General features: G+C 67.7%; 14 protein-coding genes. 2 read left to right on the top strand and 12 right to left on the bottom strand.

Translation table 11 applies throughout. The annotated features are described in order from the left end of the window. Positions 1-60: 60 nt before the first annotated feature. The 4 genes from msrA to pabB form a co-directional block, all read right to left on the bottom strand. Entirely contained in the window at positions 61-714 is a 654-nt protein-coding gene (msrA, locus tag FFS23_RS19080; protein ID WP_137899841.1) for a peptide-methionine (S)-S-oxide reductase MsrA, read from the bottom strand. A 54-nt stretch (positions 715-768) separates the two neighbouring features. Then, positions 769-915 (bottom strand): hypothetical protein, encoded by a 147-nt coding sequence (locus tag FFS23_RS20230; RefSeq protein WP_169742535.1) that lies wholly within the window; start codon positions 913-915, stop codon positions 769-771. A gap of 162 nt (positions 916-1,077) precedes the next feature. Then, complete coding sequence (locus tag FFS23_RS19075) at positions 1,078-2,277, bottom strand: pyridoxal phosphate-dependent aminotransferase (protein ID WP_137899840.1); 1,200 nt, start codon at positions 2,275-2,277, stop codon at positions 1,078-1,080. A gap of 34 nt (positions 2,278-2,311) precedes the next feature. Continuing rightward, positions 2,312-4,090, bottom strand: coding sequence for an aminodeoxychorismate synthase component I (gene pabB / locus FFS23_RS19070; protein ID WP_171009554.1), 1,779 nt, complete (start codon positions 4,088-4,090; stop codon positions 2,312-2,314). A 79-nt stretch (positions 4,091-4,169) separates the two neighbouring features. Here pabB and FFS23_RS19065 point away from each other — a divergent pair, with 79 nt between their 5' ends. Both FFS23_RS19065 and FFS23_RS19060 read left to right on the top strand, forming a co-directional pair. Continuing rightward, positions 4,170-4,844 carry an MBL fold metallo-hydrolase gene (locus tag FFS23_RS19065; RefSeq protein WP_038661663.1) on the top strand — a complete coding sequence of 225 codons (675 nt, stop codon included), beginning with the start codon at positions 4,170-4,172 and terminating at the stop codon, positions 4,842-4,844. A gap of 120 nt (positions 4,845-4,964) precedes the next feature. Beyond that, positions 4,965-5,345 carry a hypothetical protein gene (locus FFS23_RS19060; RefSeq protein ID WP_249340762.1) on the top strand — a complete coding sequence of 127 codons (381 nt, stop codon included), beginning with the start codon at positions 4,965-4,967 and terminating at the stop codon, positions 5,343-5,345. A 76-nt stretch (positions 5,346-5,421) separates the two neighbouring features. On the opposite strand, the gene FFS23_RS19055 is transcribed toward FFS23_RS19060, so the two are convergent. The 8 genes from FFS23_RS19055 to FFS23_RS19020 all read right to left on the bottom strand — a co-directional run. Next, entirely contained in the window at positions 5,422-5,763 is a 342-nt protein-coding gene (locus tag FFS23_RS19055; RefSeq protein WP_038661666.1) for a hypothetical protein, read from the bottom strand. Next, a complete protein-coding gene (locus tag FFS23_RS19050) occupies positions 5,760-6,770 on the bottom strand; it encodes a chemotaxis protein CheB (protein WP_137899839.1) in 1,011 nt (336 codons plus the stop codon). The genes FFS23_RS19055 and FFS23_RS19050 overlap by 4 nt, the downstream gene beginning before the upstream one ends. A gap of 89 nt (positions 6,771-6,859) precedes the next feature. Then, a complete protein-coding gene (locus FFS23_RS19045; protein ID WP_038661673.1) occupies positions 6,860-7,303 on the bottom strand; it encodes a chemotaxis protein CheW in 444 nt (147 codons plus the stop codon). 23 nt (positions 7,304-7,326) lie between these two features. Beyond that, entirely contained in the window at positions 7,327-7,692 is a 366-nt protein-coding gene (locus tag FFS23_RS19040; RefSeq protein WP_137899838.1) for a response regulator, read from the bottom strand. Positions 7,693-7,724: 32 nt separating this feature from the next. After that, a complete protein-coding gene (locus FFS23_RS19035; RefSeq protein ID WP_038661678.1) occupies positions 7,725-8,282 on the bottom strand; it encodes a chemotaxis protein CheD in 558 nt (185 codons plus the stop codon). Beyond that, positions 8,279-9,319 carry a protein-glutamate methylesterase/protein-glutamine glutaminase gene (locus FFS23_RS19030; RefSeq protein ID WP_171009553.1) on the bottom strand — a complete coding sequence of 347 codons (1,041 nt, stop codon included), beginning with the start codon at positions 9,317-9,319 and terminating at the stop codon, positions 8,279-8,281. Before FFS23_RS19030 ends, FFS23_RS19035 begins: the two co-directional genes overlap by 4 nt. After that, the gene (locus FFS23_RS19025; protein ID WP_137899837.1) at positions 9,316-10,176 is read right to left on the bottom strand and encodes a CheR family methyltransferase; all 861 of its coding nucleotides are present in this window, start codon (positions 10,174-10,176) and stop codon (positions 9,316-9,318) included. Before FFS23_RS19025 ends, FFS23_RS19030 begins: the two co-directional genes overlap by 4 nt. Then, a partial coding sequence (locus FFS23_RS19020) for a chemotaxis protein CheA (protein WP_137899836.1) occupies positions 10,173-11,346 on the bottom strand: 1,174 nt, incomplete at its 5' end. The genes FFS23_RS19025 and FFS23_RS19020, both read right to left, overlap by 4 nt.

Below are 11,346 nucleotides of genomic sequence, written 5' to 3'. Positions count from 1 at the left end.
GGGGACCACTCGGCTAGCGCCGAGTGGTCCCCCTCCCCCTTGCGGGGGAGGATTTAGACCTCACCGATACAGCGTCGGGAAGCCGGCCTTGAATGCCGCGACCTTGGGCTTGTCCCAATGGACGATGTACGGATGCGTCGGGTTACGGTCGTAGAAATTCTGGTGATACGCCTCGGCGGGGTAGAAGCCGCCCTGCTCCAGCTTCGTCACGATCGGCGCGGGGAAGCTCTTCGCCGCCCCGATCTGCGCGATATAGGCCCGCGCCACCGCCGCCTGCCGCGCATCCTGCGGGAAGACCGCCGAGCGATAGCTCGGCCCGCTGTCCGGCCCCTGCCGGTCAAGCTGCGTCGGATCGTGCGCGATCGAGAAATAGACGCGCAGCAGCGTCGCATAGCTGACCACGCGCGGGTCGTAGACCAGTTTCACCGCCTCGGCATGGCCGGTACGCTCGGTCGAGACCTGATCGTAGGTCGCGGTACGCGCGGCGCCGCCGGCATAGCCCGCGGTGACCGAACGGACACCCTTCACATGCTCGAACACCGCCTCCATGCCCCAGAAGCAGCCGCCCGCGAAGACCGCGGTCTGCATACCGGCACCGGCCGGCACATCGGCCTTCGCCGCGGGGATCGGCACCGCACGTTCGGCTTCGGCGAAGCCGGTGGAGGCAAGCACGGCGGCGGCAGCGCCGGCGATCGGCAACAGGATTTTCAGCATCTTACACAGATGGGAAGCCCCGCACCGCTCGCCAAGAGCCGTGGGGCGGCAGGGTCACTGCGCCTGGACGATCGGCGAGGCGGCGGGGATGGGCTGCACCGACTGCGCGCTCGCCGGGTGCAAGGTGACGACGCCGACCGCGCCGATGGCGAAGCCGCCGACGAATTGCCAGAAGAAGCCGCTCTTGATCACCTTGCGCATGACGCATGCCTTTGTTGTCGGGCGAGCAGGTCATTCACCCTGCCCTATTGCAGACGCCGAGATCGTCTCTCTGCGCCCGGTTCGCAATATCATTTATAGAAACGCTGCATTAACGCCGCGTGGCCGCAGCGTTCATCGATCAGCAGGGTAGCCGCCGCCGGGTCAGCGCAGGTCGGCGCACGCCTGCTGGATGCGCTCGCACGCCTTGCGCAGCAACGCGTCCGAGGTCGCATAGCTGATCCGCATCGCCGGCGAGAGGCCGAACGCCGCGCCCTGCACCGTCGCGACCTTGGCATCGTCGAGCAGATAGCCGACGAAATCCTCGTCGCTCTCGATCTTGCGGCCGTTCGGCGTGGTCTTGCCGATCAGCTCCGCGAAGGACGGATAGACGTAGAAGGCGCCCTCCGGCGTCGGGCAGGTCATTCCGGGAATTTCGTTGAGCATCCCGACAACCAGATCGCGCCGCGTCTGGAAGGCGCGGCTGCGCTCCTTGAGGAAATCCTGCGGGCCGGACAGCGCCGCGACCGCCGCCGCCTGTGCGATCGAGCAAGGGTTGCTGGTCGATTGCGACTGGAGCTTGGCGATCGCCTTGATGAGCCACGGTGCGCCGGCGGCGAAACCGATCCGCCAGCCGGTCATTGCATAGGCCTTGGAACAGCCGTTGACGGTCAGCGTGCGCTCGTACAGCTCGGGGCAGACTTCGGCGATCGTCGCGAAGCGGAAATCGTCATAGACGATATGCTCGTACATATCGTCGGCGAAGATCCAGACGTGCGGATGCCGCGCCAGCACCGCGCCCAGCGCCTTCAGCTCGTCGACCGAATAGGCCGCACCCGTCGGGTTGGACGGCGAATTGAGGATCACCCATTTGGTCCGGTCGGTGATCGCCGCTTCGAGCGCCTCGGGCGACAGCTTGTAATCCTGCTCCGGTCCGGCGACCGCGAACACCGGCGTACCGCCGGCGAACTGGACGACGTCGGGATAGCTCACCCAATAGGGCGTCGGGATCACCACTTCGTCGCCGGCATCCACCGTCGCGACGATCGCGTTGAACAAAGTATGCTTGCCGCCGACGTTCACCGTCACCTGGTCCGTAGTGTAGGTCAGGTTGTTGTCGCGCGCGAACTTGGCGACGATCGCCTGCTTGAGCTCGATCGTGCCGTCGACGTTGGTATATTTGGTCTTGCCGTCGCGGATCGCCTGGATCGCCGCTTCCTTGACGAAGTCGGGCGTATCGAAGTCGGGCTCGCCTGCGCCGAGGCCGATCACGTCGACACCCGCGCGCTTCAGCTCGAGCACGCGGCTGGTGATGGCGAGCGTCGGGGACGGGCTGATGCGGCCGAGGGCGGCGGAGGGCTTCATGAATCGGGCCTCGATGGCGGATAGGACGCCGCGCCTATAGCGACAGCAGCGGCTCTTTCGCAATCGCAACAACCGCCGGCATCAGGCCACGCAACGCATTTCCGACAAAAAATGGCGCGGCGAGATCATCCGGCGACAGATAACCCTCTGTTGCACGGCCGGTTTCGATCATTTCTGCGCGCAACGCGCCGGGCAGCAGCCCCAGCGTCAACGCCGGCGTCACCAGCCGCCCGTCCACGCCCGGCACGAACAGCGAGGTGAAGCTGCCCTCGGTCAGCAGCCCGTCGGGCCGGACGAAGACGACCTCGTCGGTCCCGGCCGCCTGCCGCGCCGCATCATAGAAGCCGCGATCGCTGGTCTTGTGGCGCAGGCGGAAGTCACCCGGCGCAACCGGCAGCGGCACCACCGCGACGCGCAACGGATCGGTGCGTGGCGCAGGGGCCGGGGCGATCTCGATCGCGATCGCGCCGCTTTGCGCGAGCAGCAGCCGGATGCGCGCCGCACCGCGCAGGCGGAAGGTCGCGGCCTGCAATTCGTTGCGCGCGCCATGCCGGTCGAAACGGAAGCCGAGCGCCGCCGCGCTCGCGGTCAGTCGCCGTAGATGGCGTTCGAGCAGCACCACGCCATCCTCGGGATCGAAGGCCATCGTTTCGATCAGGTCGAGCGGTCGCTGCCCGGCGGTGACGAACGCGCCCTTGGCCTGCACCTCCGCCCATTCGTCGTCGGCGCGGCTGTCCGCGACGATCCCTGATCCCAGCCCCAGTTCCGCGACGTCCGCCCCGGCGGGGATCGCCAGCGTGCGGATCGCGACGTTGAACGCCGCATCGCCGTCCGCATCGATCCGGCCGATCGCGCCGGTATAGATGCCGCGTGGTGCCTCCTCGACCGTGGCGATCACCTCCATGCTGCGTTGCTTGGGCGCGCCGGTGATCGAGCCGCAGGGGAATAGCGCCGCCAGTACGTCCACTGCGTCGCACCCCGCCGCGAGCCGCGCGGCGACGGTCGAGGTCATCTGGTGGACGGTCGGATAGCTTTCCACCGTGAACAGCGCAGGCACCGCGACGCTGCCCGGCGTTGCAACGCGCGCCATGTCGTTGCGCATCAGATCGACGATCATCAGATTTTCGGCGCGTTGCTTGGCATCGTCGCGCAGGGCCACGATCCGCGCCGCATCTTCCGCGACCGTGTCGCCGCGCATCGCCGTCCCCTTCATCGGGCGGCAGGTGAGCCGGTCGCCGTCCAGTGCGAAGAACAACTCGGGCGACAGCGACAGCAGATGCCGCTCTCCGGTCGCGACGAGCGCGCCATGCCCCGCCGCCGCCCCGCGTCGCAGCCGTGCGTAGAGCGCCAGCGGATCACCCGCGACGGCGACATCCGCGCGCAGCGTCAGGTTCGCCTGATAGATATCGCCCGCGCGGATCATCTCCAGCACACGCGCCAGCGCCTCGTCATAGGTCGCGCGAGCGATACGCGGTCGCGGCATCGCCGCCCATGCCCCCACCGGATCGGGCAGCAGCGCCGCCACCGCGTCCGCGTCGAGCCGGTGGCAGTCGGCGAACAACCCGAACCACAGCAGCGGCCCGTCGCCGTTACGCGTAGCGACCGCGCGCGGCATCAGCGCCGCGCCCGCCTCATAGGTCAGATAGCCCGCGGCATGCAGCCCCCGCGCCCGCGCCGCGCGCAACGCCGCGAGCGCCGGCCCGACGTCATCCGGCGTTGCGGCACTGATGATCTCGACCGGATCGGTGTAGAGCCGCGCGCCGGCGCCATCCTGACGGGCATCGTCGAGCAGCACGAAGGGCGCGTTCAGCATCCGGTCACAAATGCACGGCGTGACGCCTTCCGCGCAAGCGGCGATTGCCGCCACTGCATCAGGGGCTTATCTCCCCGCCATGACCAGCACGCCGGCTCGCGCCACCCCCCTCAAGGCCGTCATCGTCCAGGTGACGCCGTTCCAGCAGAATTGCACCCTGATCTGGTGCACCGAGACGATGAAGGCGGCGATCGTCGATCCCGGCGGCGACCTGCCGCGGATCAAGGCGGCGGTCGCGCAGGCGGGCGTCACCGTCGAGAAGATCCTGCTCACCCACGGCCATATCGACCATGCCGGCGAGGCCAAGCCGCTCGCCGACGACCTCGGCGTGCCGATCGAGGGGCCGCATGAGGCCGACCGATTCTGGCTGGCGCGGCTCGACGACGACGGCCGCAATTACGGCATGACCGGCGTCGTCTTCGAACCCGACCGCTGGCTGGTCGAGGGCGATACGGTGACGATCGGCAATCTGGAACTCGACGTCTACGAGACGCCCGGCCACACGCTCGGCCACGTCATCTTCCACCATGCGCCGTCGAAGTTCGCGCAGGTCGGCGACGTGCTGTTCCAGGGTTCGGTCGGCCGCTCCGACATGCCGGGCGGCAACCACAAGCAGTTGATCGAGACGATCGTCACCAAATTGTGGCCGCTCGGCGACGACACCGCCTTCATCCCCGGCCACGGTAACCCCAGCACCTTCGCGCACGAGCGCGCCAACAACATGTTCGTCAGCGATCGCGCACTGGCCGAGTAAGGGCGGCGATCGTTGCGGCTGCGCAACTGGTAAATTGTTGGGCTAGAACGTTTCTGTCGGACACATATCTGGGGTGCCTCGTTGGCGGCGTGGGATTACCCCGCCGAGAGGATAAGCCGCATGGCCATCAAGTTTGCCGGAACGATGAACGCGATCAATCGTGGGCTCGACGAGACCAAGCCCAACAAGGGCGCCGACATGGTCGAGGATTGGGAAGCCGCGCTGGCCGACCTGGAGGTTTCGGGCGCCAAGGGTATCCTGCGCGACCTGGGGTCGCTCCGCAAGCAGCTCGAAAAGGACCAGCCGGATGCCGATCGCGTCCATGCGCTGCTCCATCGCCTGGGCGTCGCGACGACCAAGATCGCCGACAAGGCGGACAAGTCGCAGGACAAGCTGAAGGCGCTGGGCGAAGCGCTGACCGAAGCGGGTGAAGACCAGCCCGACGAGGAAGAAGACACCGCCGCCGCCGCCGCTCCGAAGCGCGCGCGCAAGAAGGCGTGATGACGACGGGCGGGCGGCCGGACGGTCGCTCGCCCGCAATCCCGATCGTATCCACCGCTGGGCGCGGCGGATGCGGTCAGGCGATGTCGAATTCGCCCGGCACGCCCCGCTCGCGGTAGCGCCGCAGCGAGGCGAGCAGCCTCACCCCCAGTTCCTCCAGCGTCACCGCCGCCACCCGCTCCTCCGCCGATGCCGAGGAGCGCAACACATCGGCCATCGCGAGCTGCGCCTGGGTGATCCGATCGATCGCCTGCAGACTGTGCATATGCTGCCGCAATGTCTCCGAATTGGCGGCAAGATCGTAGGCAAGATCGGCGAGCACGGTGGTCAGGCCGGCCATCTCGTCGGCGAGCGCATGCGCCAGCGCCGGCTCGACACCTGCGATCGCCGATGGCGCGTTCTGGATGAGACCGGTCATTTCGAGCACAATCTGATGACGCTGCGCGACAATTGATCGGGCGGCACGGGTTGCGATGCCATCCGGCGGGTCATGACGAAGCCGTCGGCGCGCTGTTCGGCGGGCGCGATGCAATAGCCACCGCCGGCCTGTAGCGCGCGGACACCGGCCTCGCCATCCTCGCCGTCCGCGCCGAGCAGCAGCCCGACCGCTTCCGCGCCCGCCGCCTTGGCGACCGAGGCGAAAAGGATCGAAATCGACGGCCGCTCGCCCGCAACCGCATCGCGCGGCAGCATCCGCAGCTTGCCACTCGGCCAGCCATCGACGACGACGTGATGATCGCCCGGCGGCGCGAGATAGATCGTCCCCTGTTCGATCGCCATGCCGTCCTCGGCGAGTACGATCTTCGGGGCGATCTCGGCGGCCATCTTGTCGATCAGCGTGCCGGCAAGCCCGGCGCCGAGATGCTGGACGACCACCGTCGGCGGGCAATTGGCGGAGAAGCTGCCAAACAGGTCGAACAACGCCTGCGTCGCCGCCGCCTCGCCGCCGATCGCCAGCAGGCGGCCGTTCCACTCGATCGGCGGCGCCGCGACCGACTTGCCTGCCGCGCTGCTCTTCACCACCGCGCCCTTGGCGGCCTTGATCCGCTTGCCGAGCTTGGCGAGGATCTTGTCGAACTCGGCGGCCACCGCGACCTTCGGCTTGGGAAAACAGTCGATCGCGCCGAGCCGCAGCGCCTCGATCGAGGCCTCCGCCCCCGCCTCGGTGCGGGTGGAGAACATGATGACCGGCATCGGCCGCTCGACCATCAGCTCGGCGAGATAGTCGATGCCGCTCATCCCCGGCATCTCGACGTCGAGCGTCATCACGTCCGGGTGGAATTGCTGGCGCATCGCGCGCGCCTCCTCCGCACCGTCCGCGGAGCCGACGACGACGACGCCGGGGATTCGCTCCAGCGCGCCGGACAGCAGGGCGCGCATGGTGAGCGAATCATCGACGACGAGAACTTTGACCGCAGCGGCCATGGTCAGGCTTCCTTGCACGAAAATGGAGGTAAAAAGGGAGGAACGTCCGCGGACCGGCCAGCTTTATCGAAATGCGACGGACGGTCGGGTCATGCCGCGTCGGGCAGCGCCATCGTGCTGTCGATCAGCCGTTCGAGCGCCAGCACCAGGATCAGACGTTGGTCGATCGTCGCCAGCCCTTCGAGGAACTGCGCCGCGGGCGTCTCGCCGATGTCGGGCAGCGGCTGCATGCCGTCGTCGGGCACGGTGACGATGTCGTTGACCGCATCGACGATCAGGCCCTGCAATTGCTCGCCGATGCGCACGACGATGATGACGTGGCGCGCCGACGGATCGGTCATCCCCCAGCCGAGCCGGTGGCTGAGATCGAGCACCGGCAGCACGATGCCGCGCAGGTTGACGACGCCGCGGACGTGCGGCGGCACGTTGGGCAATGGGGTGGCGGGCGACCAGGCGCGGATTTCGCGGATGGCCATGATATCGACGCCGAGGATCTGCTCGCCGATCTGGAAGGTGATGAGCTGGCGGGACATGAAACGGTCTCCTGAAAGGGCGATCAGTGCAGCACGCGGCGGATCGCCGCGGCGAGCTTTTCCGGATGGAACGGCTTGACGATCCAGCCGGTCGCGCCGGCGGACCGCGCGCGCTGCTTCTTCTCGTCGGAGCTTTCGGTGGTCAGCACCAGGATCGGCAGGTTGCGATGGCGATCCTGTTCGCGCACCTTTTCGATCAGGCCGAAGCCGTCGAGCCGCGGCATGTTGATGTCGGTGATCAGCAGGTCCGGCTCGACGCCGTCCAACCGTTCCAGCGCCTGCACGCCGTCTTCCGCCTCGAGTACCTCATAGCCGAGATCGGTGAGCGCCGCTCTCAGCAGCATCCGCATGCTGGGCGAATCGTCTACGGTCATGATGGTGCTGGGCACGGAACTTCCTTCATTGGGATAATTGGATCGCATCAGAAAAACTCGACGTCGCCGACCGCTGCGACCGGGACGGGGACAGGGGCGACGCGCAGCTGCTCGACCGGGCGGACATTGGCGACGCGGCAGCGCGCGAGGCCCAGCGTCGGGCGGAACTCGACGCGGCGGGCGCCATAGCCGCCGACGTCCTCGCCGACCAAGGCGATCCGCTCGTCACGCAGGAAGCGACGCGCGAACAAGGCGTTGGTCGCGCCGATGTCGCGGAAGCCGTCACGCAGCGAGGCACCACCATAGATCCGCGCCTTCAGATTGGTGCGCGTCGCGCCCATCGCCAGCATCGCGTTGATCAGCACCTCCATCGCATAGACGCCGTAGCGCTGCAGCGACGAGACGTCGGTGTCATTGGTGCCGGGCTCGGCGAGCAGGAAATGGTTGAGACCGCCGACCTTGACGACGGGATCGAACAGGCAGGCGGAGATGCAGCTGCCCAGCACGGTGGTCAGCACCGCCTCGGGATCGTCCGACACCTTGGTTTCGCCCTGCATGATCGTGATCCGTCGGAGACCATCGACCGTCCGCGCGGCGCTCTTCATGCACGGCACTCGGTGAGCAGGCGCGCCGCGATCCGCGACAGCGGCAATTGCACCGTGACCGCGCCGATCTGCTTGGCGGCGGCGGGCATGCCGTAGACGACGCAGCTGTCCTGGTCCTGGCCGATCGTCATCGCGCCGGCATCCTTCATCTTCTTCAGGCCCTCGGCGCCGTCGGCGCCCATGCCGGTGAGGATCGCGCCGACCGCCGAGGCGCCGGCCCAGCGCGCCACCGACAGGAACAACCGGTCGACCGAGGGGCGGTGGCCGCTCATCTTCTCGTCGGCGACCAAGCGGCAGCGGCGCAGCGTGCCGCCGGTGACCTCCAGATGGTGCGAACCGCCCGGCGCGACATAGACATGGCCCGGCTCCAGCGGCGCACCCGAGCGCGCGACGCTGACCTGCGGCGCCGACAATCGATCGAGCCGCGCGGCGAAGGTCGGCACGTAGGTTTCGGGCATGTGCTGGACGATCACCGTCGGCGGGCAATTGGCCGGGAAGCCCGACAACAGCTCGATCAGCGTCTCGACGCCGCCGGTCGACGATCCGATCGCGATCATCGCATCGGGGCGCGGTTCGTAATCGGCGGCGGGCTTGGCGGCGGGCGTGACGAAACGCGGGCGCCGGCGGCTCTTGGCGGCGGTGCGGACCAGCTCGGCGAGATCGTCGCCCAGCCCTTCGCCGAACGCGGTCTTGGGCTTTTCGTAACAGTCGAACGCGCCGAGTTCGAGCGCGCGGATCGTTGCCTCCGCCCCGCGCCCGGTCAGCGTCGACAGCATGACCACCGGCATCGGCCGCAACCGCATGATCTTCTCGAGGAATTCGAGCCCGTTCATGTCGGGCATCTCGATGTCGAGCGTGATGACATCGGGGTTGAGCGCCTTGATCATCTCGCGCGCGCTATGCGGTCCGTCGGCGGTGCCGATCACCTCGATATCGTCGTATCGCGACAGGCGGTGCGACACCATCGCGCGCATCGTCGGCGAATCGTCGACGATCAGGACGCGGGTCGGCGCGGTCTTGGGATGCGAGGCGATCATGACGCTACCTTCTGGAAAGTGGTCCGCCCGACGCAGGTGAACCGCGGCGCCACCGACGCGGCGAGCCGCTCCGAATGACCGATGTAGAGGAAGCCGCCCGGTTCGAGCTGGTCGGCGAGCCGCGACTGTAACCGCTCCTTCGTCGCCTCGTCGAAATAGATCATCACGTTGCGGCAGAAGATCGCGTCGAACATGCCGCGCATCGGCCATGATTCGAGCAGGTTAAGCTTGCGGAACGCGACCCGCTCGCGGATCAGCGGATGCACCTCCGCCTGGTCGCCGTCGCGCGCCACCCAGACCGAGCGTAGCGGCTGCGGAATGCTCGCCGCCGTCTCCAGCGAATAGCGGCCGGCGCGCGCCGCCTCGAGGATCTCGGTCGAAAGGTCGGTGCCGAGGATACGCAGGTCGGTCCGCGCCAGCCGCTGTCCGTTGCCGCGTTCGGTGCCGAACATCGCCATCAGAAGCGAATAGGGCTCTTCCCCGCTAGAACAGGCCGCCGACCAGATCCGTACCTTGCCACGCGACGCGAGCCGCTGGTCGAGCGCGGGCCAGGCATGGTCCATGAAATGATCGAAGTGATGCGATTCACGGAAGAAGCTGGTGTGGTTGGTGGTCAGCGCGTCGAGTGCGCGGGTGCGTTCGACCTCGTCCTGATCGATCAGCTCAATGTAATCGGCGAAGCGGGTCAGGCCGCAGGCGCGTACCCGCGGCGCGAGCCGGCCATAGACCAATTGCATCTTGCCCGGCGGCAGCAAGATGCCGGCCGCGTCGTAGACGAAGGCGCTGATCGCCGCATGATCGGCGGGCTCGAAGCGGAATTCGGTCGGGCGGTTCGCCGCCAGCATCACCGCGCTCATGCGGCGAGGCCCAGCGGCGCGGCGGCGACGCGGTCGCGGCGCCAGCGCGAGATCAGCGCATCGACGTCGAGGATTAGCGCGACGCGCCCGTCGCCGAGGATGGTCGCACCGGCGAGACCGGGGATCGCAGTGTAATTCGCCTCCAGGCTCTTCACCACGACCTGCCGCTGGTCCTGGATCGTGTCGACCATCAGGATCGCCTGACCGACGTCGGATTCGACGACGATCAGCACCGCCTGCGACGGATCGGTCTGCGCGCCGTCGATGCCGAGCTGTTCGGCGACGCGATGCACCGGCACGTAGGAACCGCGCACGTCGAGCAGCGAGGCGCTCGGCCCGAGCACCTTCACGCCATCCTGATCCGGACGCAGGCTCTCGACGATATGGCCGAGCGGGATGACGAAGGTCTGGTCGCCGACGGTGACGATCATGCCGTCGAGCACCGCCAGCGTCAGCGGCAGCGACAGCGCGAAGCTGGAGCCCGAGCCGAGATGCGAGGTGATGCCGATCCGGCCGCCGAGCGCCTGGACGTTCTTGCGCACCACGTCCATGCCGACGCCGCGACCCGAGATGTTGGAGACGGTCGCCGCGGTCGAGAAGCCCGCCGCGAAGATCAGATTGTCGGTCTCCTCGTCGCTCAGCAGCGCGTCGGCGGCGATGATGCCGCGTTCGACCGCCTTGGCGCGGACGCGCTTGCGATCGATGCCGCGGCCGTCGTCGGCGACGGTGATGACGATCCGCCCGGAATGATGCGCCGCCGACAGCGTCACCACACCTTCTTCCGGCTTGCCCGCGGCGAGCCGCTCGGCCGGCGTTTCCAGACCATGATCGACCGCGTTGCGGATGAGATGCGTCAGCGGCTCGCCGATCCGTTCGACCACGGTCTTGTCGACCTCGGTCATCTCGCCGACGATATCGAGGCGGACGCGCTTGCCGGTCTCGACCTCCAGCTCGCGGATGATGCGCGGCACGCGGCTGAACACCGTCTTCATCGGCTGCGCACGGATCGCCATCGTCGATTCCTGCAATTCGCGCGTCAGATGGTCGAGGTCGGTCAGTTCGGAAATCCCCGCCATCGCATGTTCGGACAGGCGCTGCGCCAGCATCGCCTGGGTGATGACCAGCTCGCCGACGAGGTTGACCAGCCGGTCGAGCTTGTCGAGATCGACG

The organism is Sphingomonas sp. 2SG, assembly GCF_005503285.1.
Taxonomy (GTDB): domain Bacteria; phylum Pseudomonadota; class Alphaproteobacteria; order Sphingomonadales; family Sphingomonadaceae; genus Sphingomonas; species Sphingomonas taxi.
Note: the sequence above shows the minus strand (reverse complement) of the source record. Positions and strands in the feature narration are given on the sequence as shown.

Bases quoted from the DNA above. Each gene is read 5' to 3' on its own strand.
- msrA (WP_137899841.1), bottom strand. From the start codon at position 714: ATGCTGAAAATCCTGTTGCCGATCGCCGGCGCTGCCGCCGCCGTGCTT.
- FFS23_RS20230 (WP_169742535.1), bottom strand. From the start codon at position 915: ATGCGCAAGGTGATCAAGAGCGGCTTCTTCTGGCAATTCGTCGGCGGC.
- FFS23_RS19075 (WP_137899840.1), bottom strand. From the start codon at position 2,277: ATGAAGCCCTCCGCCGCCCTCGGCCGCATCAGCCCGTCCCCGACGCTC.
- pabB (WP_171009554.1), bottom strand. From the start codon at position 4,090: ATGCTGAACGCGCCCTTCGTGCTGCTCGACGATGCCCGTCAGGATGGC.
- FFS23_RS19065 (WP_038661663.1), top strand. From the start codon at position 4,170: ATGACCAGCACGCCGGCTCGCGCCACCCCCCTCAAGGCCGTCATCGTC.
- FFS23_RS19060 (WP_249340762.1), top strand. From the start codon at position 4,965: ATGGCCATCAAGTTTGCCGGAACGATGAACGCGATCAATCGTGGGCTC.
- FFS23_RS19055 (WP_038661666.1), bottom strand. From the start codon at position 5,763: ATGACCGGTCTCATCCAGAACGCGCCATCGGCGATCGCAGGTGTCGAG.
- FFS23_RS19050 (WP_137899839.1), bottom strand. From the start codon at position 6,770: ATGGCCGCTGCGGTCAAAGTTCTCGTCGTCGATGATTCGCTCACCATG.
- FFS23_RS19045 (WP_038661673.1), bottom strand. From the start codon at position 7,303: ATGTCCCGCCAGCTCATCACCTTCCAGATCGGCGAGCAGATCCTCGGC.
- FFS23_RS19035 (WP_038661678.1), bottom strand. From the start codon at position 8,282: ATGAAGAGCGCCGCGCGGACGGTCGATGGTCTCCGACGGATCACGATC.
- FFS23_RS19030 (WP_171009553.1), bottom strand. From the start codon at position 9,319: ATGATCGCCTCGCATCCCAAGACCGCGCCGACCCGCGTCCTGATCGTC.
- FFS23_RS19025 (WP_137899837.1), bottom strand. From the start codon at position 10,176: ATGAGCGCGGTGATGCTGGCGGCGAACCGCCCGACCGAATTCCGCTTC.